Source organism: Aggregatilinea sp. (genome assembly GCF_036822615.1).
Classification (GTDB): domain Bacteria; phylum Chloroflexota; class Anaerolineae; order Aggregatilineales; family Aggregatilineaceae; genus Aggregatilinea.
The window spans coordinates 10,078-34,687 of record NZ_DAISHJ010000029.1 but is presented as its reverse complement, the minus strand read 5'-3'; the positions used below and the strand labels follow the sequence as shown (position 1 = coordinate 34,687).

Below are 24,610 nucleotides of genomic sequence, written 5' to 3'. Positions count from 1 at the left end.
TTGAACTGTAAGCTGTACCGTAAGGATGTGTATGGGACACAAGTCCACGCTCGATCTCGAAGCCTACCGCGAGCCGCTCGTCGCCATTTTGCGCGACGTGATCGCTGCGCCTGCGCTGTCGCGCACGCAGTTGGCCCGCGTACTCAAACAGCATCCGAAAGACGGGCGCGGCCTGTTCGCCAACGACGATCTGATCCGGGCGTATCGCGTGTTCGCCGGGACGGATGGCCTGCCGCCGTTCGATCCTGAAGTGCTGGCGCGGCTGCGGCTTAAGCCGGTGCGGACCATGTCGGGCGTGACGCCGGTCACCGTGCTCACGAAGCCGTTCCCGTGCCCGGGCGAATGCCTATTTTGCCCCAACGACGTGCGGATGCCCAAGAGTTACCTCTCAAACGAACCGGGCGCTCAGCGCGCGGAGCAAAACGCGTTCGATCCGTACCTGCAAACCATGTCACGCCTGACGGCGCTGCGCAATACGGGCCACCCTACCGGCAAGATCGAGATGATCATCCTGGGCGGAACGTGGTCATTTTACCCGGAAACGTACCAGATCTGGTTCGTCAGGCGCATTTTCGACGCGTTGCACGACTTTGGCAAAGGCATCGACCGCTCGGGCGAGGTGCGCGCCGCGCTGTTGGAGGCGTCCCAGCTTCACCCCGACCGTAACACGGCGGCGGTGACGCTCGACGGCATCGACCTGACCCGCACGTATAACCAGACCGTGCAGCACATCTACGACGCGGAAATGCGCCGTTCGCGGGAACAGGCGCGGGCGATTGGGCGCGGCGAACGGGATCGCAGCCCGGTTGATGAATATGCGACGTGGGCCGAACTCGAAGCGGCGCACGTTGAAAACGAGCGCGCACGCTGCCGCTGTGTAGGGCTGGTGGTCGAGACACGCCCCGATCATATCAGCGCCGAGGAAGTGATCCGCATCCGGCGGCTGGGCGCGACGAAGGTACAGATCGGCTTCCAAAGCCTGAGCGACGACGTGTTACGGCTCAACAAGCGCGGCCACACGGTCGCGGCGACTCGGCGGGCGGTTAGGCTGCTGCGACAGGCGGGTTTCAAGATTCACGCCCATTGGATGCCGAACCTGTACGGCTCGTCTCCCGAAGCGGACATCACCGACTATACGCGCATGTTTGCCGAACCGGACTTCCGGCCCGACGAGCTGAAAGTGTACCCGTGCTCGCTGATCGAAAGCGCGGAGTTGATGCAGCGCTACCGGGACGGCTCGTGGCAGCCGTACACGCACGATGATCTGCTGCATGTGCTGGTCGAGTGCTTCCGGCGCACGCCCGAATACTGCCGCCTGACGCGCGTTGTGCGCGATATTCCCTCGACGGATATCGTGGCGGGCGACATGACGACGAACTTCCGGCAGATTGTCGAACAGGAGTTGGAGCGGCTCGGCGAGCGCAGCATGGACATTCGGGGACGGGAGATTCGTGGGCAGGCTGTTGCTTCAGAAGATCTCTATTTGGACGAGCAGCGGTACGTAACTTCGGCAGGCGAGGAAGTGTTTCTACAGTTTGTGACCGGGGATCGCCGCATCGCTGCGTTTCTGCGCCTGTCGCTGCCATCGGAGCCGCCGCTTGTGGACGAGCTGGGCGGCGCGGCGATGATTCGCGAGGTGCACGTGTACGGCCAATCCCTGATTCCGGGCCAGGAATCTCCCGGCAAAGCGCAGCACGCCGGGCTGGGCACGCGCCTGCTCGACCGCGCGGCTGAGATCGCGGCGGGGCAGGGCTACGGGCGGCTGGCGGTGATTTCCGCCGTGGGCACCCGTGAATACTATCGAAAGCGCGGCTTCGTAGACGGTGCATTGTATCAATTCCGCGCACTGTGACGGCGACGCAACGAAGGATGACACCTGTTGAGCACACCAGATGATGGCATTCGCCCCGTGGAGGGCGCTGAAGATCCGGAAGAACGCCGTCCCGCGGTCGTAGACGGGGAAGCGCACGAGATCGGCCTGCCGGATCAGCGGCCCCGGCGGCGTAAGCGGCGGCCAGAGCCGGAGCCTCCGATCCAGTATATTGAGCAGCGTAGCATCTGGCCCTCGTGCGGTACGTTTGTTGGGATCTCGCTGCTGGTGATCGTGCTGGTGTTTGGCGCAATCGCACTGGCTTTTACGAACGAAGTCACGGACTTCTTCGACGATCCGGTTGACAACTTGTTGGAAATGGTTGGGATCGACCGGGGCAACAGCACGCCGGAAGTGGTCGATGCGCGCGTGGTCGTGCTGGGGATTCAAGAGCTGGCGGTGATCGAAACGACGCGTGCGGATATCCTGGTGGACGAAACGGTCGTGCAGGAGAAAACGTTCGTGCTGCGCGACGCGAGGCTGCGCGTGCAGTACAGCGGGCGCGTCACGGCGGGTGTGGACCTGTCGCTAATCGAAGATGGCGACGTGATCGTAGAAGGGCCGGAGCGCGTAACGATCAATTTGCCGCCCGCGCAGATCACTGGGTGCTATTTGCGCGATCCGGAAATCCTCGAAAATACGTGTGGGACGAACGTGCTGGGCATGGCGAACTGCAGCGACACCTATGAAACCCTGCAGCAGACGGCTTACAATCGCGCCATGAGCGATCTACTGGACACGGCGCAGGAGCAGGACGTTACCGGCCTGGCTATTGCGTCCGCCGAAAGCGCGATCTCGGATCTGATGAAAAATCTCGGCATTACGGAGATCACGTTCAATCGCAGCACGGACACACTGCCGCCGGATGACAGTTGTATGCCGGGCAGTTAAAGACGGGCGTTCCACGTTTCGGCGGCATACTGTTCTTCGCGGATCGCGGCGGCCCGCGTCTGTTCCCCGGGCGTGAGGTCGCCGGGGATCAGCGTCAGGTCGAACGTGTCCGCAAAACTGGCGGTAAAGATCTCCACAGCGTCATCCCAGGTGATGACGTGTCCCAGCACTTCTTCGATCGTCGTCGCCCGGCGATGGACGTGCTCGCGGGAGCGGCCCCGCGCCTCCTCGGATTCGAAGCTCAGTACCTCGCAGATACGCGAAATATCGCCGGTCAGCGGGATCGAGCCGTGCTGAAGCACGATGCCAAGCCTGCGCACCTGCGCGCTGCCGATCAGTTTTTTGCCTCCGGCGGTGATTTCGTAGTGGCTGGGCACTTCAAAACAGACCGGGCCTTTGCTTTTCTGCACACCTGCAAGGCGGCGTTCTGCTTCGACAGCGGCCCCAAGCCGCTCAAGGCCGTGGCGCAGCGCTTTACTCAGGTAGCGATAGCTTTGCACGATGTCGCCCGCGACCACGGGATTGTCGTCCTTCACCGTCACGCTGTAGGTCAGTTCGTCGGTGTGCAGAATCGCACGTCCGCCGGTAATGCGCCGTACGACGTCCCAGCCGCAGCTTTTCAGGCGCGCGCGATCGACGTCCGCTATCGGTTGCGTGAACCCCAGCGTCAGACACGCGGGTTCCCAGGCGTAAAAGCGGAGTGTCGGGGGCACGCGGCCTTCAGCGACCGCTTCCATAATTGCATGGTCGATCGCCATATTCGTTGGACCATCGCTGGCTCCGGTAACCAGGAGCCGCCACGGGGTACTGCTCATGGATTTTCTCCTGTAGGATGGTCGTAGGACTGGAGCAGGATTATAGCGCATTGAGGCTTCGGTCGTTTAGGGTTAGAATACCCATGTCGTTCGCCGGAGCAGTGTAGACTAAATGACCGATCCGACTTCCACCCAGCCGCATACCGATCCGGTTCAGCCTGCGGGATCAAACGGGCAAGTTCCTCCGCCCGACATACGTGGAAAATCTCCTGATGGCGACCACTGGCACGGGTATCCTGGCTATAACCCGTCGCGTCCGGGACGCACGATTGAGCGCCCAGCGGCCAGCCCGGACTACAGCGGTCAGCGCCGCCCGGCGCGCGATCGCGTGCGCCGCCGCCGCATTCGCCGCGAACTGGGTGCGCCGGATGACTGGGCGTGGGTGATCATTGCCGCCGCGCTGCTGGGCGTGACGGTTGTGATGAGCATGTCGATCTTTTTTTTGATCCAGGCGACCCGCACCGGCGATCGAACCGTGGCGACCAGCGCCGCCCCGCCCGAGCCGACCTCGGTGCTGTTTGGGCCGGGTGGAATTATGGAGATGGACGGCGGCACGCCGGTTGGCGGTATGCTGGGCGACGGCCAGAGCATGGTGATCGTCCCTTGGGATGGTGAGGAGCGCTTCACCGTGTTGGTGATGGGCATGGACCGCCGCCCGAGCGAGATGGGCCAGAGCTTCCGCACCGACACCATGATCCTGGTCAGCCTGGACCCGGCCACGAAACACGTGGGTATGTTGGGCATCCCGCGTGACCTCTTCGTAGATATCCCCGGCTTCGCACCGAACCGCATCAACACCGCTTACAGTGACGGCGAGCTCGAAGGACCGGGTGGTGGGCCGCGCCTCGCCATGCAGACCGTGCAGTATAACCTCGGCATTCCGGTTAATGAGTTTCTGGTGGTCGATTTCAACGCCTTCATCGGGTTGATCGACGAAATCGGCGGGATCGATGTGTACGTCGAGACGCCAATTTACGATCCTGAATACCCCGACATGAACTACGGCTACGATCCGTTTTCGATCACGGCGGGTTGGCATCATCTGGATGGCGAAACCGCGCTGAAGTACGCCCGCAGCCGCCACAGCTCGGATGACATCGACCGGCAGCGCCGTCAGCAGGACGTGATCTACGCCATCCGCGACCGCGTGATCAACCTGAACATGATCCCCGAGTTGGCGATCAAGGCGCCAACGCTGTGGTCGCAGTTCAACGAGGGGGTTGATACGGGGCTGTCGCTCGACCAGATGCTTCAGCTTGCGTGGTATCTCAAAGACATCCCGTCCGAAAACTTCACACGGGGCGTGCTGGGCTGGGAATATGTGGTGTCGTGGGACTATAACGGACAGGCCGTGTTGGTCCCGAATCGTGAAAAGATCGGTGGTCTGATGGTCGAGGTGTTCGGGGCCGATTATAACCGCACCAACTGACCCGTTGGACCCGTCCGTATCATAGCTGTGTCACCCGCACGCGGCTTGGCCGCGTGTTTTTTGTCCGTTCGGAGTATGTTCATCTCTCGTAATGCTGTAGGAGATCGTGCCGTTCATGCCTGCGCTGCAATCCATCATCGATACCCTGCGAAATGCTCGAAAAGATCTTTCAGCCCCATATTATGTCCCCGGCCTCTGGGTCGATTTCCAAATCCCCGACGCCCGTGCGGTTAACCCGTACGAGTTTTATGCGGACGTGCTGCGCTCAATCCTCGAAACGGAGCCGCAGCCGTTGGTCGAGGGGACTGGCGGCGGCGAATGGACGCGCCGCGCCATCGTTTATAACCTGCTGCCGCGCCTCACGGCGGCGTATGATCACGGCCACGACGGGACGCTTTCGATCGAGCCATCGCCTGATGGCTGGCGCGATACCGGCACCCTGCTGAAGACGATCGCGCTGCTGCCTTACCTCAAAAGCCTGAACGTCAACACCATCCATTTGCTGCCCGTTAACGCGGTGGGGGAGTTCGGTAAAAAAGGCACGCTCGGCTCGCCCTATGCCATCCGCAACGCTTACCGCCTGGACGAGCGCTTGGCCGAACCCGCGCTCGGTCTGGATGTGGAAGTGCTGTTCGCCGGACTGGTGGAAGCTGCGCATCACCTTGGGCTGCGCGTCGTGATGGAGTTTGTGCTGCGTACCGCATCCCGCGACGCGGATTGGATTGGCGAGCATCCCGACTGGTTTTACTGGATCAGGGCGGATGTTCCCGACCGTAAGCCGGGCAGCAGCAGTTCGTCGGCGTACGGGTGTCCGATCTTTTCCGGCGCGGATCTGGGCCGGATCAAAGATCAGGTCGCGCGCGGGAACCGGTCGGCGCTGCCCGCACCGTCGAAAACCTATCGCGGGATGTTTACGCCGCCGCCCAGCCCGGATCGCGTGAGCTTCGAGCATGGGCAGTGGATCGGTGAGTTGGAAGATGGAACGCGCGTGCGTGTGCCGGGCGCGTTTTGCGACTGGCCGCCGGACGACAACCAGCCGCCCTGGACCGACGTCACGTATCTGCGGATGTATGACCATCCCGATTTCAACTACATTGCCTACAACACACTGCGCCAGTACGACGATCGCCTTGCTCAGGCGGAAAACGCCGTAACGCCGCTGTGGGATGCCATCGCGGGCGTGATTCCGCACTACCAGGAAAGCTTTGGCATTGACGGCGTGCTGATCGACATGGGGCACGCGCTGCCTTCTGCGCTCAAGGCGCGCATAGTCGGTTCCGCGCGGCGAATTAACCCGGATTTCGCGTTCTGGGACGAGAACTACAGTATTGATGGCGCGACGGCAGCGGAAGGGTATAACGCGGTCGTCGGCTACATGCTGCTCGATTTGCATGAGCCGGGGGCGCTGCGCAATTTGCTGAATCGCATGGCGACCGAGCGCTTGCCGCTGCCGTTTTTTGCCACGCCCGAAAATCACAATACGCCGCGCGCCTACAGCCGCGCCTATCCGCTTGAATACGCGCACTATGCTCTGATGATGAGCATTCTTGTGCCCGGCATTCCGTTCGTCCACAGCGGTTTCGAGCTCATGGAGGCGCGGGCGGTTAATACGGGACTGGGCTTCAGCAACGACATGATCAAGGCGAATCCTAGCGACGAATTGCCCCTGTTCAACGCGGCGGCATTTGACTGGACCCGCCCGCATAACCTCGTTGGTTCCGTGCGCTATGCGCTGCAGCTTCGCGCTCAGTACGCGGATCTGTTGAGCGATCCCGATCCCAGCACATTCCGGTTGGGACGTGGCACCGATCCGAACTTAATTGTCGTGGCGCGGCAGAAAAACGGCGCGTCGCTGGTGGCCGTTGCCAATTCGAGCATGAATTCACACGCGGGCGGTCAGGTGGTGCTGCCGGTGGCGCATATCCCCATGACACCACTGTGGGGCACGGATGCAGTCGGAATGGGTGAGGAAGCGCTGTCGCTGCCGGTAAGCCTGCCCAACGGCGGAGTGCAGTTGTTCGACGGCGATCATCATCTGCCGGGCGCACACTAAGCTAGGAAAACACTCAGGATCAACAGCGCCGCCGCTTGAAGGCGGCGTTTTTGTGTCAGGCGAGCAGCAGTCCCACGACGACGGCGACCATGATGAGCAGCGTCACGATCGTGATTGCCAGCGGCAGCACGTTGCGCGGATGTGGCAGCTCCGCCGGTTCCTGAGGAACCGGGGACGGGATCGAGGCGGGACGGCTGCGGAGCAGGGCCGTCTGCTGGCAGCGCACTTCGCGCGCGTCTTCTTTCTCGAGCACCACCGTCCGGTATTTCGCTTCCAGCGCGCCCTGATCCAGATCGTGCAGCAGATCGGAGATCGAGTGGTAGCGAATGCGCGGGTTTTTGCTGAGCGCCCGCAGTACAACCGCATCGATGCGCGGATCGACGCCAACACGCCGCTGCGAGGGCGGCAGGGGGGTGGTATAGAGGTGCTGGTAGGTGAGCGCGTCGCGCGTTCCCGCGCGGAAGGGTACGTCTCCCGTGGTTAGCTCGTGCAGCAGAATGCCGAGCGTGTAGATATCACTTTGGGGCGTCGTGGTGCGGTGCGTCACCTGTTCGGGTGCCAGATAAGTCAGCGAGCCGATGTCGGGCGGATCGCCTTCGACCGCTTCAGTCGTGGTCCGCATACAGGGCAGGCTGAATCCGGCGAGGATGGGCTGCCCCTCCGGGCGGATAAAGATGTTATCCGGCTTGATGTTGCCGTGCATCACCCCCTGCGTGTGAATGTACGCGACCGCCTGCGCGATTTCGCGGAAGATCGCCAGGGCTTGATCGTGCGGTAGCCCGGCGGGCTGTGCAGTCAGCAGATCGCGCAGGGTCGCGCCGCGCAGCAGGTCCATCGCCATATAAAACGTGTCGCCCTCGTGATCGCACGTCAGGATGCGCACAAGGGTGGGGTGGTTGAGCGCCTGGAGCGCGGCGGCTTCTTCGATAAAACACTCCACCGCCTGCGGATCGTCCGATATCACGTTGTAGAAGACTTTGAGGGCCACGTCCCGGCGCTGCCGGGGATCGAACGCGCGGTATACGACCGCGGTTCGCCCACGCCCGATGAGCTCACGAATGAAGAAATGGCCCAGAGAGCTGCCGGGCAGCAATGGTTGAGATGTAGGGCGTTCGCTCATCGTCGGCACTATCGGTGATCGGTGACGCCTGCTGTATCGGAACGGTAGAGCAGGCGGAGGCGGCCCAGGTAGAGCCACGGGGGGATCTGTAACAGTCTCCCCGTGGCGGCGGCAGTTAGATTGTACTTAGTCGATGCAGGATTTGACCAAAGCGCGGACGTCTTCGTAAATCGCTTCAATCGAGCGGGTCGCGTCCACAGCGCGCACCAGACCCTCTTGGGCGTGGTAATGCGGCATGACGGCGGCCTCGATCGCGGCGTGATCGTTCAGGCGCTTGTCGATCACTTCTGGCTTGTCATCGGCGCGGCCTTCCTGCCGGGCCAGCAAACGCTCGCGCGAGACGGCGAGCGGAACGCTGAAATCGACGACCATGCACAGCTTCCCGCCCAGCTCGGCCAGCAGCGCGTCGAGCGCCTCGGCCTGCGCTTCGGTGCGGGGGAACCCGTCGAAAATCGCGCCCGCCTGCGCGTCGGGTTCCTGAAGCCGCTCGCGGACCATGCCAATGGTGATCGAATCCGGCACGAGCGCCCCGCGCGACATGAATTCCTGTGCTTGCAGCCCCAGCGTCGTCTTTTCGCCGAGGTGCTTGCGGAACAGCTCGCCGGTAGAAATCTGCGCCAGACCGAATTCCTCGGTGACGCGCTTGGCCTGCGTTCCCTTGCCGCAGCCGGGAGGGCCAAAGAACATAATGAAGGCTGAACTCATTGGATTACCTCGTAAGGTGCACGGAAAATCTCATTAGAATGCGGGATACATTGTATCCAACCTTGCCCTGTTCAGAAAAACGCAAACAACGATCGATGGTCAACTAAAGCAGGCGCGGCTGCATCGTATCGTCTTCTACCACGGTGATTTCCAGCGTGCCGCCGCGCCGCAGCTTATATTCTTCGACCACGGTTTGCGCCCAGGCAACGATGTGCTTGACCGAGGTGCGCCACGCCGTTTCCTGATCGCCCAGTCCCAGATCTTTATGCGCGCCGTAGAGCAGTTGGAACGTGCGTTCCTCGCCAAGCTCCGCGAAAAGCAGGGGGACAAAAAGCCGGTAATTGCTGACAGTAGTCGAAAGAAAGGAAGTGGGGCATCCCAGTTCGATCAGCGCTTCTTCCAGCGCCGCTTGGTTGAAAGGGTTCGGTCGTTTGGTCATGGGGTCGCTCCTGACGCCACCAACCGGGGTATTTTGACCTAAGTGTAGGCGGGAGCGCGGAATCTGGAAAGTGGGGCAGTGAGGGATAAAAAAACACCCTTCACTGAAGGGTGTTTGTGGTGGCGACGATGTGATTTGAACACATGACCCAGGGCTTATGAGTCCCCTGCTCTACCGCTGAGCTACGTCGCCAGACGAGGATGATTATACCAGTTCTGAGGGGAGCGTCAATGCTAATTTTCCCCGTAAATGCTATCGAATGACTTCCCAGGCCAGATGCGCGATCTCGGGCGCGATCAGCTTTTCCCACGCCAAACGCACCGCTGCCGGAGAGCCGGGCGTCGAGATGATCACGGTATTGCGATAGACGCCCGCTGTCGCGCGGGAGAGCATCGCCGCTGCGCCAACCTGATCGTAGCTCAACATGCGGAACAGCTCTCCGAACCCGGGCAGCGTCTTTTCGAGCTTGCGGCTCAACGCATCGTACGTACGGTCGCGGGGGGAAATGCCGGTGCCCCCGTTGAAGAGGATGAGCCGCGCCGGACCGCCCGCCAGTTCATCCAGAACACCCGCGACGAGATCGGCCTCGTCTTTGATCAGCCGGTAACCCGCGACCGTATGGCCTGCGGCAGTGATCTGCTCGCGCAGGTAGATCGCGTTTTCGTCCGTGTCGGGCGTACGCGAGTCGCTGACGGTGACGATGGCGATCGGCACAGGACCTTGCTGCCGCGCAATAGCTTTGTGTTGGTCGGTGCTCGACGCCATGATAACCTCCATTTGGGGTAGGGTGCGCAAGCCGATAGTTAATCTTACCCTAAAACGCAAACAGGGGCAGCATTGGTATGCCGCCCCTGAGTGAGCACATTGGGAAAGTGATGCCGGGCTAGATCGTGGTGAGGTAGCGCTTGGTTTCCCACTCGCTGACGTGAATGCGGTATTCTTCCCACTCTTCGCGCTTGGCACGGTCGTAGGCCACGTAGATGTGATCGCCGAGTGCGTTGCGGACGACCTCGTCCTTCGCCAGTTCGTCGAGCGCTTCTTCTAGCGTGCCGGGCAGCGTATCCACGCCCTTGGCTTCGCGCTCTTCCTTCGACCAGTGGAACACATCGTCCGTCACCGGCTCCGGCGGGGTGAGCTTGCGCTCGATGCCATCGAGACCCGCTTCGAGCATGGCCGCGAACGCCAGATACGGGTTGCAGCTCGGATCGGGGAAGCGCAGCTCAACGCGGGTGCTGGCTTCACGACCGGGCGAGTAGCGCGGGACGCGGATGAGCGCCGAGCGGTTGCGCTGGGCCCAGCAGACGTACACCGGCGCTTCGTAGCCGGGGGTGAGGCGCTTGTAGCTGTTGACGGTCGGGGCAACGACACCCGCCAGCGCACGCGCGTGGGCAAGCTGACCGGCGACGAACTGCTGCGCGACTTCGGACAGCTTCATCTGGCCGTCGGGGTCGAAGAAGATGTTCTTGCCGCTGCTGTCGACCATGCTCTGGTGCACGTGCATACCGCTGCCGTTGATACCGAAGATCGGCTTGGGCATGAAGGTCGCAAACAGACCGTGGCTGGTTGCAACACCCTTGACCGCATACTTCAGCGTCATGGCGTTGTCAGCGGACTGGAGCGCGTAGCCATAACGGAAGTCGATTTCGTGCTGGCCGATGGCGACTTCATGGTGGCTCATTTCGACGTTGATGTCGAGCGCTTGCAGCGCGTTCACGATGTCGCTGCGGACGATTTCGGCCTCGTCGTTGGGCGAGAAGTCGAAGTAGCCGCCGATGTCATGCGGGACAGCTTCCGTCACCGCGCCGCCGTTGCGGAACAGGAAGAATTCGAGTTCCGGGCCGGTGTTGTAGCTGAAGCCGAGCGCCTCAGCGTGGGCGAGCGCCTTGCGCAGCGCGCCGCGCGGATCGCCGGGGAACGGTTCGCCTTCGGGCGTCTGGATGTCGCAGAAGATGCGGGCACGCACGCCTGCCGAACTGTTACGCGTCCAGGGCAAAATGCGAAAGGTGTTCGGGTCCGGGCGCAAAATCATGTCCGATTCCTGAATGCGCGCGAAACCGTAAATGGATGAGCCGTCGAACCACGTGCCGCGTTCGAGGGACTCCTCAAGCCCGCTGGTCGGAATCGTTACACTTTTCGTAACCCCCAAGATGTCAGTGAACTGGAGATCGATAAAGAGTACGTTTTCTGCCTTTGCGATTTCCAGAATTTCACGGGCCTTGTCGTCCATACAGTGTATCTCCCTTGGGACATTGTTTTAGAAGACTACGGTCTGAATTTATAGGATGTCCCAAGAAACATCAAGGGTGATTTTTGTGCAATTTGACAAAGATATCAGGGTTCCGATCGAACCCTCCGTATCAGTTGCCCTGAAACGTCCCATAAACTGTGCAGCTTGCACATTATTGGGGCGTTTTGCTCACAGATCTCCCAGAAAAGCCTCTACCGCCGCCGCATTATTGAGCGCGGCGCGCTGGGCGCTCCGGTCAATGCGCTTGATCAGGCCGCTGAGCACGTCCTTCGGTCCGAGTTCTACGAACCGCTGCACACCCTGATTCAGCATGTACCCGACTGATTCCGTCCAGCGCACGGTCGAGGTGAGCTGCGCGCCTAGTTCAAAGCGGATTTCGTCCACGGTGCTGAGCGGCGCGGCGCTGACATTGCCGATGACCGGAAGCGTGGGGGCCGTAAAAGCGGTCTGGTCGAGATGCTGGCGGAACTCCGCGCTGATCGATTCCATCAGCGGGGAGTGCGACGCGACACTGACGGTCAGCGGGACGACCTTCTTCGCGCCGCGTTCCATCGCCAGCGGCATCGCGGCCTCGATCGCATCCTTGTCGCCGGAGATGACCAACTGTCCGTCGCAGTTGTCGTTGGCGAGCACGACCGGTTTCCCGGTTTTAGCGCTGGCCTCGGTGCACAACTCGCGCACGACGTCGCTGCTCAGGCCGAGCAGGGCGGCCATCGCGCCGGGCGTGCGTTCACCCGCTTTCTTCATCAGCCGTCCACGCTCGCGGACCAGCCGCACGCCGTCTTCGAAACTCAGCGCGCCGGATGCCGTCAGCGCGGTGAATTCGCCCAGGCTGTGGCCTGCGACGAAAGCCGGGCGGGGCGGGGTGGGCAGTGCGGCTTCCAGCACGCGCAGTACAGCGATGCCCATCACGTAAAGCGCGGGCTGCGTATTGTACGTGTCGTTGAGTTCTTCGGCGGGACCGTTGAAGCATAGATCGCTCAACGAGACGCCGAGAATCTGGTCCGCCTGCTCAAAGACCGCTTTCGCGGCGGGGAAGCGCTCCGCCAGATCGGCCCCCATGCCGACTTCCTGAGATCCCTGGCCGGGAAACACAAATGCGGTAGTCGTCCACTCACTCATGTTCATGGCTCCTTATGACTGAACTCTATTCACCGGGGCGCATTGGCTCCAGAAACGCAAAGAGCCGCGCTGGTTGGGCACGGCTCTGATTGCATTCGCAAAAAACCGGGAAGCTAGGCTTCCTCTTCAATTGCCAGAACTTCACGGCCCTTGTATGAACCGCAGTTCGGGCATACCTGGTGTGCAGGCTTGTACTGGTTGCATTCGGGGCAGACCACCAAGTGCATCGGGCTCAGGTGGTCATGCGAACGTCGCTTGTCACGACGGGTTTTCGACACTTTTCGCTTGGGTAGCGGACCCATAAACCGTTCTCCTTAACCATGCCAATGCCGTGGCAGCGCGTCCAACGACGGGGGCATTATAAAGCAGTGAGCAAGCGCCTGTCAAGGCGCAGCGCAGCTGATTGACTATTTTGTTGAGAATGGCCGGACTTCAACGTCCTGTTCGACCAGTTCGGGCGCCATGTCCGTATCGGGCGCAGGTGCCTGCTCGTAGGTCGTTTGGACGCGAGCCTGTGCGGCTTCACGCTCGTCCACGATTTTGGCGATGCCGTTGCGCGTCACGGTCAGGTTCTTGATGAGCTGCGCTTCCAGTTCTTTGAGCGCCTGGAGCACGTAAGCGTCGGCTTCTGCGCGGATCTGGTCGGCTTCGCGCCGCGCCTGATCGATGATATTCTTCGCCCGGTTGTTGGCCGTCTGCACGATTGCATCGCGCTCAACTAATTCCTGGCTGCGCTCGCGGGCCAGCTCAACGATGCGCGTCGCTTCTTCGTTGGCCTGCGCCATCATACGGTCGCGCTGGTTGATCATGCGCGACGCTTTTTCGATTTGCTCGGGCACGGAAATGCGCATCTGGTCGATAATTTCCAGCGCGTGCTCCTCGTCGATCATCGTGTATTTGCTGAACGCGATGTGACGGCCCTCGTCGATTAAATCCTCAAGCCGATCGACCAGATGTTGGATGTCCATTGCCCCTCTCCAATCGGACAGCTATTAATCTGCCAAACTCACCACAAATGACGACCCAGATCCCTGCTGTTTCAACTCCGCGAACCGCCGCTTCAGCGCCGTAACGACGTGAGCCGGCGTCATTGTGGATACGTCCCCACCCAGTGACGCGATCTCACGAATGGTGCTGGAGCTGATATGAATGTGTTCTTCGGCGGCGATAAAATTTACAATCTCGATGTCCGGGGCCAGCCGCCGGTTTGCCAGTGCCATGCGGAATTCCAGTTCGAAGTCTGAGAATACACGCAGCCCGCGCACAATGGCAGTTGCTTCCACATCATGCGCATAGTCTACAGTTAATTTGCTATATGACGCAACCCGTACACGAGTCTCATCTTTAAATGATTCCTTAACGAGCGCCAGCCGTTCTTCGATATCGAACAGATCCGGCTTGGAAGGGCTGACATAGATCGCAATCACCAGCTCGTCGAACAGGCCCAGCGCCCGCCGTGCGATGTCGAGGTGGCCGTAGTGGATCGGGTTAAAGGAGCCTGGATAGAGTGCTCGTCGCAGAGAAGCCAAAATTGTCCGTCCTCTTTCGTACCGGATTAGCTCACGTCAGCGTGTTCACCCAGCGCGGCACGGATGCGCCGCGACAGGAGGTAATGCTCAGGTTGGGTCAGATTGGGATCTTCAGCAAACACGGTGCGCGCTTCGCGCTGCGCCAGCTCGACTAACTGCGGGTTCATCAGCTCGGCCAACTGGAACTGGCCCATGCCGCTCTGCCGCACGCCGAGTAGATCCCCGGCTCCACGAAGCTGCCAGTCGATTTCGGCCAGCTTGAAACCATCGTTGGTCTGTTCCATTGCCTGCAAGCGCTGATCCTGTGCGGCCTGTGGGCTGCTGGCGACCAGTAGACAGTACGATTCGTGCGTGCCGCGCCCGACACGCCCACGAAGCTGGTGAAGCTGGGCGAGGCCGAACCGTTCGGCGTTTTCGATCAGCACGACGCTGGCATTTGGCACGTCGATGCCCACTTCAATCACCGAGGTGGCGACCAGTACATCCAGCCGCCCCGAAGCAAACTGCGCCATCACCGCTTCTTTTTCGGCGGGCGACATCTGGCCGTGCAGCAGGCCGACGCGGTAGCGCCAGAAGACCTGTTTTTGCAGCCGCTCGTATTCGACTGTAGCAGCGCCCGTTTCCTCCAATTGATCCGAGGCTTCCACCAGGGGATAAACGATGTACGCCTGTCGGCCCCGGTCCAACTGCGCGTGGATGAAGCTGTACGCGCGCTCGCGCTCGGACGGCTGAAGGACGCGCGTCTGGATCGGCGTGCGGCCCGGGGGCATCTCATCGATCACGCTCAGATCGAGGTCGGCGTAGATCGTCAGCGCCAGTGTGCGCGGGATGGGAGTGGCCGTCATCACCAGCACGTGCGGATTTTCACCCTTGCTGCGCAGTGCAGCGCGCTGGTTGACGCCGAAGCGGTGCTGCTCGTCGATCACCACGAGCGCCAGATCGCGGAACGTGACCGTGTCCTGGATCAGGGCGTGCGTCCCGATGACGACGTGAATTCGCCCTTCGGCCAGCCCGGCATAGATTTCCTGGCGATCCGCTTCGTTGGTGTTGCCGGTCAGCAGGCGCACCTGGATCTGCTCGTCGCCCGGCGCAAGGCTCAGGAAGTTGCCGATGCTGCGGAAGTGCTGTTCGGCCAGGATGCTGGTAGGTGCCATGATCGCGGCTTGTTTCCCAGCGCGCACCGCGATCGCCAGAGCCAGCGAGGCGACCGCTGTCTTGCCGGAGCCGACGTCGCCTTGCAGCAGGCGGTTCATGGGCACGTTTGCAGCGAGGTCCATGCGGATGTCGCTCAGGGAGCGCTGCTGCGCGCCCGTCAGCGGGTAGGGCAGGGCAGCGATGTAACTGTTGAGCCACTCGTCCTCGGCGTGCAGCGGTTGGCCGGGTTGCGCCTGCCAGTCGCGGCGGTTGCCCATCAGCGTCATCTGGAACAAGAACAAGTCATCGAACGCCAGACGCGCCCGCGCGTGGGTGAGATCTTCAAACGAGCTGGGGTAGTGAACCTGTTCCAGCGCCCAGTCGAGATCGGCCAGTTCGGTGCGATCCTGCACGCTGACCGGTAGATAATCCGGCATGCGGGGTGCATAGGTCTCGACTGTTTCGCTCATCATGCGCCGCATGGTGCGCGCGGTTAGGCCTTTGGTGAGCGGGTACACCGGGACGATGCGCCACGTATGGATGTTGTCGCGTTCCAACAGTTCCCACTCGGGATTGGTCATCATCAACTGGCCGCGGAACAGATCGACCTGTCCGCTGAGCACGAGCTGGCTGCCGCGCCGGAACTGCCGCTGCAACCACGGCTGGCCGAAGAACGTGACCTGTATTGTGCCTGTGCCGTCATCGAGCAGCACGAGCAAGTAGGGGCGTTTGCCACGCCCTTCCTTTTTCGTGACCGAGCGCACTGCCGCGACGACCGTAATGTGCTCGCCGGGACTGACGTGATTGAGTGTCCGCATCTCACGGTAATCGTCGTAGCGGCGCGGCAGGGTGTAGAGCATGTCCTGAATGGTGGCAATGCCCAGCCGCCCCAGCTTGTCGGCCATTTTGTCACCGACCTTGTGCAGCGCGGTGACGGGCGTCCTCATCTCTTTCAGGCGTGTTTCGACTTCCTCGAATGACAGCGCTTCTCGGTGCGGGCGGCGCGGTGCGCGCGATGCGGGCCGGGATACGGGTTCCGGGACGGGCGGCTTCCAGTCGGATGGGCCAGACGTAGCGAACCAATCGTCGTTCTCGTCGTCGCCAAAGCCGCCGCCGTCATTTTCATCGTCTTCTTCGTCTGTAACACGCGGCGCAGGCTTTGGCCTGGGCGGCGCACTGGTCCGCTTGGGCTGCGGCGTACGCTGCGGCGCCGGAGATGGTGGCGCTTCGGCGCGCACGGGAGCTGGTTCAGGCGCAGGCGGCGCTTCCGGAGGCGATGGTTCGACCACAGGGGCCGGTGCGGGCGTTTCGGCATACTGCGAGGGCGGCAGATCGGGCGGGGCCGGGATGCGCCCCATGATGCGTCCCAGCATATACCGGATCGCTTCGTGCCGGTCTTCCAGCCCTTCGATGGCCGGGTACTGCTCCAGCCGTACGACCATTTCGTCTACCAGTTGGTGATGTTCCGGGCGCTTGGCCTGTTGGTGCGCTTCCCGCACCCAATTGGTCGCAAACGACTGCAAACCGCCAATAACCGCCGTGTTCTTGTAGCCGGTGTCCTGTTCTAATTTCAGGATTTTTACCAGGGTTTCCAACGCCGAAGGCATGTAATGTCCCCTATTTAGGTTATTTTACGCACGATGCCAAGCCCGATGCCGTTAGGCCCCACGTGCACGCCCAGAACGGGGGTCGCGTCTACGATGGGAACCGGTGTCTCGGGTCGAATATCCGCGAGCGCGTCGCGCAGCCGCTGCGCGCCGTTGGGATTTACGGTGTGCATGATTGCCAGATAATCGAACGGTGCAAGATGGTGCGCCAGCTCGACCAGCGCTTCAAATAAGCGATGGCTCGTCCGCACCCGCGCTACCGAGGATACCACACCTTCATGCAAAGAGACGATGGGTTTGATCTGGAATAAATTACCCATGACTGCGGTCGCCCATCCGACACGCCCGCTGCGCCGCAGGTGCTCCATCGTATCGAGCGCGGCATACACTTCAATGAAGGGCTGCATGCGCTGGATGCGCAGGGTGATAGTTTCCACACTGGCCCCGGCCTGCGCCATGCTTGCCGCCACGTAGACCTGCCACCCCAGGCCCATGCTGGTCTGGCGGCTGTCGATCAGAGTCACGCGCGCCGGATCGGTATCCTCGGCAGCCAGACGGAACGTGTTGAACAGGCCGCTGAGCTGTGCCGCCGCCGTGATGCCGATCACGTGATCCGCGTCGTTCAGCGCTCGTGCCATCGCTTCGCTGGTTTCGCCCACGGACCCGGCGGCAGTGGTGGGGTGAAAAGGCGACGAGACCATGCGGTGGTAAAACTCAGTCCGCGTGATTTGCACCCCATCGTCGGCAAAGCTTTCCTGGCCGAACTGGACATATGTGGGAACAATGCGGATATCGTACTGCCGGATCCACTCTGCGGGTAAGTCGCAGGTGCTGTCGGTCACGACAAGGATACGTGCCATTACAACACATCCTCGTCCTCGTCACGTTCATAGACCACGATACCTGTCGCGTCCGTGCCGATCAGCGCGGCAAGACTGGGGCCATACATTAAAGAGGGGAAGCTGCGGCCCGGAAACTCAAGGGCGAGTTGTTCTTGCAGCGTTCGGATCGTGTCGGTGGCGTAAGGCGTGTTCTGCAGGATGACGAGATTCTCCACATCGGAGAATTCGGTGACGAACTCGACCAGCTTATCGACGGCCTGACCTTCGGTGCGCACTTTTTCCATCGGGATGATTTCGCCGTCTTCGATCGTCAGGAAGGGCTTGATGTTGAGCATCGCGCCGAGGATCGACTGGGACTCGCTCAGCAGACCGTTCCGCCGCAGGTAGTCCATCGACTCGACATAGACAACGATATAAATATGGGGGACCATGCCGCGCGTGATGCGCACGACTTCGTCCATCGGCAGACCGTCCTCGACGGCGCGCGCCGCGGCTTCGACCAGCATGCCGAGGCCGATGGAGGTCGTGAGCGAATCGAGCACGACGATTTCGCAGCGTCCCAGCAGGGATTTCGTCGCGCTGCGGGCGTTGTTCCATGTCGCGCCGAATGCACGCGACATGTGCAGCGACAGAATCTTGTCCGTGCTGCGATTGAGCCGACCATAGACGGATGTGAAGGCATCGACGCTGGGCGCAGACAGCGTGACGGGCGCGTTCGACTGGTTTTGCAGCCGGAAGAACGCTTCCGTATCGAGATCGATTCCCTCGCGGAAGGACTGTGTGCCGAGGTGGACCGTATGCGGCACGACCTCTATATTATAGCGCTTGACGATCTCGGGATTCACGAACTGTGCCGCACTGTCGGTCACAATCCGAATTTTACCCACAGGGCACCCCTTCTCTGATCGAACTCATTATTCCGCGCTCAAGATATAGTGGTAGTGCGGTTGGCCGCCCTGCACCAGCTCGAAGGACTGATCTGCATACTGCGCCTGAAGCCGCTCGACCATTGCGGCGGCGTCCGGTTGCTGTATGCCGTCACCGTAGTACAGGGTGACCAGTTCGCGCTGCTCGACTTGCATCTGCTGCAGCACTTGCTGCATGACGTTGTCGAGGTTGTCGCCGGAGACGGACAGCATGCCGTCGATCAGGCCGATGATCTGGCCGTTCTCGACTTCTACGCCGTTGATCTCCACGCTGCGCGTGGCGGTCGTGATCTCGCCCGTGACGACTTCGTCTTTGGCTTCGGCCATCGCTTCGGCGACGTCCTGAAGCTCACCCTTCGGATCGTAAGGGAGCAGGGCGCTGATGCCCTGGGGCATGCTGCGAGTCGGCACGACGATCACTTCCTGGTTAGTGGCGAGGCGCGCGGCCTGTTCGGCAGCCAGGATGATATTCTTGTTGTTGGGCAGCAAGATCACCTTAGAGGTGGGCACGCGCTGGACGGCTTCCAGAATCTCCTGCGTGCTCGGGTTATTCGTTTGCCCGCCCATGACGAGCTGCGTTGCGCCTAACTGCTTGAAGACGCGTGCTAATCCCGACCCGGACGCGACGGCAACGACGCCGATGTCCCCGGGTTCCAGGTCAAACGCGGGAACGTCCTCTTCTTCTTCGTGCGCACCTTCGAACAGCCCTGTGCCTTCCGAACGATCGCGCACGTAGTCCTGGAACTGTTCCTGCATGTTTTCGACCACGATGTCCGAGATCGCGCCCAGGCTGACGCCGTAGCTCAGCGGGATGCCCGGATCGTGGACGTGAACGTGAACTTTGACGGCTTGGTCGTCGCCTACGACCAGCGTGGACCAGCCCATCGCGTCGATGGCGGAGCGGATGACGTTGACGTTGAGGCTGTCGCCCTTGATGATGAACTGCACGTCATACCCGTAGCCCATTTCATCTTCGGGGGCGAGGGTGGCGGCTAAATCTTCTTGCGTTTGTGTGATCTCAACGTCCAGGCTTGTCACGGCTTCTCCGCGAACGTAGCGCAGCATTCCTTCCAGGATATAGGCCAGCCCGCTCCCACCGGAATCGACCACGCCGGCTTTTTGCAGGATGGGGAGCATTTGCGGCGTCCGCGCGACCGCGTCTTTGGCGCGATCCACCACGCGCGCCAGGATCGTTTCGAGATCCTGTGTGTCCTGGTACGCAGCTTCGGCTTCTTCCGCCGCTTCGCGCGCTACAGTTAGGATTGTGCCTTCCACGGGTTTGATCACGCCCCGGTAGGCGGTGTCGGCGGCTTCACGGATGCCGTGCACGGCCAGTTCGGCGGTCATCACCCGCTGATCCTTCAGCGCGTGGGCAAAACCCTGCCACAACTGCGATAGAATCGTGCCGGAGTTCCCGCGCGATCCCATCATTGCGCCATGAGCGATGCGTGCCGCGATGTGTCCCGCGTGGCCGCTGTCATCGGCGGCGATTTCTTTGATGGCGTTGCGCATCGTCATCAGCATATTAGTCCCGGTGTCGCCGTCCGGCACAGGGAAGACGTTAAGCTGATTGACGAGGGCGTGATGCTGGTCGAGCCAATCGCGCCCGGCCTGGGCCAACTGTTTCAGGGTTTGCCCGTCGCAGGCGCGATGCGCAGCCGGGGTTTCGGAAGTGTGTTGTGACATAGTGACTGCCGTGCTTTCACTCATGGCGGCTGACGCGCAGACCCTGAACGTGCACGTTCACCTGGCCCACGGGAATGCCGATGCTCTGCTCTACAGTATAGCGGACCGCGTTAATCAAACTGTTGGCGACGGACGCGATGCGCGTGCCGTACTCGATCACCACATAGACGTCGATGATGATCTGGGAAGTGTCCTGCCGGACCTGAATCCCGCGATGCGGGTCGCGCGTGAGGCTGGCGACCAGGTCCGAGGCCAGATTGGGCGATGCCATGCCTACCACGCCGTAAGTCTGTAATACCGCGTGGCCGGCAAGCGAGGCAATCGCGTTTGGCGAAATCTCGATCATGCCGCGTGATGTCTCATCGGTGGTCATACGTTACTCTCATGTGAGTATAAAGCCCTTGCTTTACTGTTCGCTCTATGGTAGCATGGCGTCCGCTTATTTGGAACAGTTTCGTGGGCGAGGTAGTCTCATGGCGAAGTGCGAAGTCTGTGGCAAGACCCCTCAGTTTGGGCACAATGTCAGCCACTCAAACCGCAAGACCAATCGCCAGTTCCGGCCTAACATCCAGCGCATCAAGGTGATGGAAAATGGCCGCCTGGTGAGCAAGTACGTCTGCACGCAGTGCATCAAGACGATGAGCAAGGACGCGAAGGCTCGCTAGAGTCAGCTCGCACCGCACTGCCAAACTGACACACAAGGGCCAGCGCACCGCGCTGGCTTTCGTGTTTATGCCCATCGCCAGCTTCATTGCGCGGCCTCACGCAGCGCCTGAGTCGCCGCAACGATGCCCTCCGGCGCGCGGAAGATCGCCGTGCCTGCGACCAGGACGTTCGCGCCGTGGCGCACGACCTGCGGTGCCGTTGTCACGTCGATGCCCCCGTCCACCTGTATATCGGCGCTGCTGCCCAACGCGTCCAGCATTGCCCGAATTTCGCTGATCTTCCCCAGCATTTGCGGGATGAACGCCTGCCCGCCAAAACCCGGGTTGACAGTCATGACCAGCACCATGTCTACGAACGGAAGGATTTCCTTCACGGCGACGGCGGGCGTGCCGGGGTTGAGCACGACCGATGGGCGCGCGCCTGCTTCGCGGATCTGCTGGACGGTACGGTGCAGGTGGGGGCACGTTTCGACGTGGACCGATATGATGTTGGCCCCGGCTTTGGCAAAGGGCTGGATGTGATCCTCAGGATGGACGATCATCAGGTGCACGTCGAGCGGCAGAGACGTTACACGTCGTGCGGCTTCGACGGCCAGCGGACCCATTGTGATGTTGGGGACGAAGCGCCCATCCATCACGTCGATATGAATCTGGTCTGCACCTGCGGCTTCAGCTTGCCGGATTTGCTCGCCCAGACGGGCGAAGTCGGCGGCAAGAATAGATGGGGCGATCAATAAAGGCGAAGCCAAGCGGACCTCCTACAGATGCGCGGCGTATGTTACTGGTAACGCGACCAAAAAGCAATAGAGATTTAAGTCTATCTCAATGCGTACGCGGCTCGATCAGCGGTTTTTGAGCCGCTTATCCACCAACTGTTTGAACGGATCGTCGCCCGGTTTGACGGTCACGATGCGGCTCTTGCCGCCGGGCTGTGCCGGACCGATGATGCCCAGTTCGTGCATCAGATCCACGAGGCGCGCCGCACGCGGATAGCCCAGCCCAAGCCGCCGCTGGATCAGGGACGCGGAGGCTTCGCCTTCGCTTACCACCAACGCGATCGCTTCCTCCAGCATCGGGTCGGTTTCGGATAACACCTCGCGCCGCGTCAAACCGCGTTCCCACGGCGCAACACCCGGCGCCTCCATGTTCCCGGCCTCGATTTCTTTGTCGTACCAGTCGCGCCAGTAACTAACGACTTCGTTGACCTCTTCATCCGAAATGTAACAGCCCTGGATACGCTGCGGCCCGGCGGCATCTGCGGCGAGGTAGAGCATGTCGCCCCGGCCCATAAGTGTTTCCGCGCCGGTGTAGTCGAGCACCACGCGCGAGTCCATGCTCGACGCGACGGCAAACGAGATGCGCGCCGGGAAGTTGGCCTTGATCAGCCCCGTGATCACGTCCACGCTGGGGCGCTGCGTAGCGACCATCAGGTGAATGCCGACGGCGCGGGCCATCTGCGCCAAACGGGTCAGGGCGCGCTCGGTTTCGTCGGGCCGCTGCATCATCAGGTCCCCAATCTCGTCGATCACGATCACGAGGTAAGGCAGGTGCTCGTCTTTGCGCCGCCGTCCCAGCAGCTTGTTGTAGATCTCGATGTTGCGTGCGGCTTCTTTTTCGAGCAGCTTATACCGCCGCTCCATTTCACGCGTGGCCCAGCGCAACACGCCGATGATGCGGTCCAGCTCGGTTTCGACCGGACCGAGCAAGTGGGGCAGGCCGTTAAAACGGCTCAGTTCCACCATCTTGGGATCGAGCAGGATCAGCTTGAGGCGATCCGGCGGGTTGTTCAGCACGAACGCCGTGGTCATGGCCGCCAGCATGATCGATTTACCGGAGCCGGTCGTGCCCGCAACGAGCAAATGCGGCATGGTTTGCAGATCGGCAATGAACGCCTCGCCGGACACGTCGCGTCCCAGCGGCATCACCAAGGGATTGTGGCGATTCTTGTAGAAATTCTCGGACTCGATCACCGGGCGCAGCGTGACCGTGCTCGGCTTGCGGTTGGGAACCTCCACGCCGACGTACGAATGTCCCGGGACGGGGGCCTGGATGCGCAGCCGCTTGGCGGACAGGGCCAGCGCAAGGTCGCTGGACAGGTTGGCGATCTGGCCGACGCGCACGCGGTTGGTGACGGTTTCGCCCTCGTCGGTGACCGTTTCGGTGTACGGCGACACGGCATACATGGTCACCGTGGGGCCGACCTTCACGTCCACGACTTCGACTTCGACGTCGAATTCCAGCAGCGTGTTTTTGATGATGCGCGCGTTGGTGTTGATTTCCTCTTCGGTCGGTTTGTCCAGCTCGACGGCGTCGAGGATTTCCAGCGGCGGCAGGACTTCTTCGCGCTTACCGACCTTCTTGATCTCGCGGAAGTCCTCGACTGTGAAATAGCGTTCTGGCGTGCCGTCGTCGCTTTCGCGGATCTTTCCCGCCGCAACGACGCCGTTGCCCTGGCTGGCATAATCGCGCGGGACGATCGAGGGGCGCTCGCCGGGCGCGCCGGGCGCGATCAGGCTGCGACCGTTATCCGCGCCAAGGCTGCGCCGCGTTTCTTCAATGAGCTTGCTGCGTTCTTCCTTGCTGAGCGATGGTTCGCCGTCACGGTGCAGGCGCATGTTGCGGGTCTGCGCGGCGCGATCCGGGCTGGGACGGTCTGGTTTTGCCGCGGCAGTCGCCTGCTCTTCGCTGGCCTCAGCGGAAGCGTCGTCGCGCGGCACAACCGATGGACGGCTGTAGGGTGTACGTGTGTTGCTCTCGTCGGGCGCGACGTGCCCCAGACGGCTGGAGCGGCTGACCATTGGCGCGCGGCGGTCTGACGCCGATCCTGAGCGGACGGCGTCGGGGGGCAGAACTTCGTCCAGCCGGGCGAGGCTGCGCTCAAGCTGGGCGCTGATCCAGGCCGTCGCCGCGATGAAATGGGCCTGGCGCAGGCCGAACAGCAGGATCGTGCTGGCGATCAGGACGATGGTAAAGAGGACGATCGAGATGCCGCGACCGGCCCCCGCAGTAAGCTGGCTGAGCGCCCAGCCCACATATCCGCCGCCGCCGCCGTCCGCTGCCAATGCGCGGGGTTCGGGATCGTTCGCCAGGATATGCAGGAGCGCTTGCACCGCGCCGAATGCTATTTCCAGCGCGACGATCCGTGTCCAGCCCAGCCGGATCACAATGCCGAACTTGCGCAGCAGGATGATCGCACCGGCTGCCATCACCCCGATGGCGATGAGGTAGCCACCAGAGCCGAACACCTGGCGCAGCAGCCGTGAAATTGCGCGGGACAACGCGGCCTGTGAGGTCGTGTTGAGCAGGGCGGTAATGATCACGACGCCGAGCACGATCAACAAGATGGCGACGATTTCGTCGGTCCAGGGGGGAAGTTGATCGCGCAGGCGCTGCCAGAAGGCCGGATCGGTCAGCGTTTTGCGCAGTCGTTGAGCGATCGTGCGAATGCGCTCGATGGGACTGGTACGTTTAGTAATAGGCGCGCGTTGAGACGTGCGTGCGGAGCGTGCGGCAGACGGCGTGCTCGTCT

General features: G+C 61.6%; 22 protein-coding genes and 1 tRNA gene. 5 read left to right on the top strand and 18 right to left on the bottom strand.

What is annotated here, in order from left to right:
• Window positions 1–31: 31 nt before the first annotated feature.
• Together V7116_RS11215 and V7116_RS11210 are read left to right on the top strand one after the other, a co-directional pair.
• Window positions 32–1,852, top strand: coding sequence for an elongator complex protein 3 (locus tag V7116_RS11215; RefSeq protein ID WP_324392013.1), 1,821 nt, complete (start codon window positions 32–34; stop codon window positions 1,850–1,852).
• A 27-nt stretch (window positions 1,853–1,879) separates the two neighbouring features.
• The gene (locus V7116_RS11210) at window positions 1,880–2,761 is read left to right on the top strand and encodes a DUF4230 domain-containing protein (RefSeq protein ID WP_324392012.1); all 882 of its coding nucleotides are present in this window, start codon (window positions 1,880–1,882) and stop codon (window positions 2,759–2,761) included.
• On the opposite strand, the gene V7116_RS11205 is transcribed toward V7116_RS11210, so the two are convergent.
• Window positions 2,758–3,576 (bottom strand): lipoate--protein ligase family protein, encoded by an 819-nt coding sequence (locus V7116_RS11205; protein ID WP_324392011.1) that lies wholly within the window; start codon window positions 3,574–3,576, stop codon window positions 2,758–2,760. The two genes, V7116_RS11210 and V7116_RS11205, sit on opposite strands and share 4 nt — an antisense overlap.
• Window positions 3,577–3,688: 112 nt before the next feature.
• Here V7116_RS11205 and V7116_RS11200 point away from each other — a divergent pair, with 112 nt between their 5' ends.
• Both V7116_RS11200 and V7116_RS11195 read left to right on the top strand, forming a co-directional pair.
• Complete coding sequence (locus tag V7116_RS11200) at window positions 3,689–5,005, top strand: LCP family protein (protein WP_324392010.1); 1,317 nt, start codon at window positions 3,689–3,691, stop codon at window positions 5,003–5,005.
• 106 nt (window positions 5,006–5,111) lie between these two features.
• Window positions 5,112–7,058 (top strand): hypothetical protein, encoded by a 1,947-nt coding sequence (locus V7116_RS11195; protein WP_324392009.1) that lies wholly within the window; start codon window positions 5,112–5,114, stop codon window positions 7,056–7,058.
• A gap of 55 nt (window positions 7,059–7,113) precedes the next feature.
• On the opposite strand, the gene V7116_RS11190 is transcribed toward V7116_RS11195, so the two are convergent.
• The 15 genes from V7116_RS11190 to V7116_RS11120 all read right to left on the bottom strand — a co-directional run bounded on the left by V7116_RS11190 (window position 7,114) and on the right by V7116_RS11120 (window position 20,789).
• On the bottom strand, window positions 7,114–8,178 hold the full coding sequence (locus V7116_RS11190) for a serine/threonine protein kinase (protein WP_324392008.1): 1,065 nt from the start codon (window positions 8,176–8,178) through the stop codon (window positions 7,114–7,116).
• Window positions 8,179–8,304: 126 nt separating this feature from the next.
• Window positions 8,305–8,865 carry an adenylate kinase gene (locus V7116_RS11185; protein WP_324392007.1) on the bottom strand — a complete coding sequence of 187 codons (561 nt, stop codon included), beginning with the start codon at window positions 8,863–8,865 and terminating at the stop codon, window positions 8,305–8,307.
• Between the two features lie 121 nt (window positions 8,866–8,986).
• Window positions 8,987–9,322: a hypothetical protein gene (locus V7116_RS11180; protein WP_324392006.1), complete on the bottom strand. Its 336-nt coding sequence runs from the start codon at window positions 9,320–9,322 to the stop codon at window positions 8,987–8,989.
• Window positions 9,323–9,439: 117 nt separating this feature from the next.
• Window positions 9,440–9,514: transfer RNA gene (locus V7116_RS11175), tRNA-Met, on the bottom strand.
• 60 nt (window positions 9,515–9,574) lie between these two features.
• Window positions 9,575–10,087, bottom strand: coding sequence for a MogA/MoaB family molybdenum cofactor biosynthesis protein (locus V7116_RS11170; protein WP_324392005.1), 513 nt, complete (start codon window positions 10,085–10,087; stop codon window positions 9,575–9,577).
• A gap of 118 nt (window positions 10,088–10,205) precedes the next feature.
• Window positions 10,206–11,549 (bottom strand): glutamine synthetase family protein, encoded by a 1,344-nt coding sequence (locus V7116_RS11165; protein WP_324392004.1) that lies wholly within the window; start codon window positions 11,547–11,549, stop codon window positions 10,206–10,208.
• A gap of 189 nt (window positions 11,550–11,738) precedes the next feature.
• Entirely contained in the window at window positions 11,739–12,692 is a 954-nt protein-coding gene (fabD, locus tag V7116_RS11160; protein WP_324392003.1) for an ACP S-malonyltransferase, read from the bottom strand.
• Between the two features lie 113 nt (window positions 12,693–12,805).
• Window positions 12,806–12,994 (bottom strand): 50S ribosomal protein L32, encoded by a 189-nt coding sequence (gene rpmF, locus V7116_RS11155; RefSeq protein WP_324392002.1) that lies wholly within the window; start codon window positions 12,992–12,994, stop codon window positions 12,806–12,808.
• Window positions 12,995–13,099: 105 nt separating this feature from the next.
• The gene (locus V7116_RS11150; protein WP_324392001.1) at window positions 13,100–13,660 is read right to left on the bottom strand and encodes a hypothetical protein; all 561 of its coding nucleotides are present in this window, start codon (window positions 13,658–13,660) and stop codon (window positions 13,100–13,102) included.
• A 24-nt stretch (window positions 13,661–13,684) separates the two neighbouring features.
• Window positions 13,685–14,212 (bottom strand): pantetheine-phosphate adenylyltransferase, encoded by a 528-nt coding sequence (coaD, locus tag V7116_RS11145; protein ID WP_349258507.1) that lies wholly within the window; start codon window positions 14,210–14,212, stop codon window positions 13,685–13,687.
• 35 nt (window positions 14,213–14,247) lie between these two features.
• Entirely contained in the window at window positions 14,248–16,962 is a 2,715-nt protein-coding gene (gene recG, locus V7116_RS11140; protein WP_324391999.1) for an ATP-dependent DNA helicase RecG, read from the bottom strand.
• Window positions 16,963–16,976: 14 nt separating this feature from the next.
• Window positions 16,977–17,822 (bottom strand): DegV family protein, encoded by an 846-nt coding sequence (locus V7116_RS11135; RefSeq protein ID WP_324391998.1) that lies wholly within the window; start codon window positions 17,820–17,822, stop codon window positions 16,977–16,979.
• Window positions 17,822–18,691 (bottom strand): DegV family protein, encoded by an 870-nt coding sequence (locus V7116_RS11130; protein ID WP_324391997.1) that lies wholly within the window; start codon window positions 18,689–18,691, stop codon window positions 17,822–17,824. The genes V7116_RS11135 and V7116_RS11130 overlap by 1 nt, the downstream gene beginning before the upstream one ends.
• 27 nt (window positions 18,692–18,718) lie before the next feature.
• The gene (locus tag V7116_RS11125; RefSeq protein WP_324391996.1) at window positions 18,719–20,416 is read right to left on the bottom strand and encodes a DAK2 domain-containing protein; all 1,698 of its coding nucleotides are present in this window, start codon (window positions 20,414–20,416) and stop codon (window positions 18,719–18,721) included.
• Between the two features lie 16 nt (window positions 20,417–20,432).
• Window positions 20,433–20,789: an Asp23/Gls24 family envelope stress response protein gene (locus tag V7116_RS11120; protein WP_324391995.1), complete on the bottom strand. Its 357-nt coding sequence runs from the start codon at window positions 20,787–20,789 to the stop codon at window positions 20,433–20,435.
• A 100-nt stretch (window positions 20,790–20,889) separates the two neighbouring features.
• Here V7116_RS11120 and rpmB point away from each other — a divergent pair, with 100 nt between their 5' ends.
• Window positions 20,890–21,081, top strand: coding sequence for a 50S ribosomal protein L28 (gene rpmB, locus V7116_RS11115; RefSeq protein WP_324391994.1), 192 nt, complete (start codon window positions 20,890–20,892; stop codon window positions 21,079–21,081).
• Between the two features lie 83 nt (window positions 21,082–21,164).
• Here rpmB and rpe read toward each other — a convergent pair whose 3' ends face one another.
• Entirely contained in the window at window positions 21,165–21,830 is a 666-nt protein-coding gene (gene rpe, locus V7116_RS11110; protein WP_324391993.1) for a ribulose-phosphate 3-epimerase, read from the bottom strand.
• Window positions 21,831–21,923: 93 nt separating this feature from the next.
• Window positions 21,924–24,610: FtsK/SpoIIIE family DNA translocase (locus tag V7116_RS11105; protein ID WP_324391992.1), on the bottom strand; the 2,687-nt coding region annotated here is incomplete at its 5' end.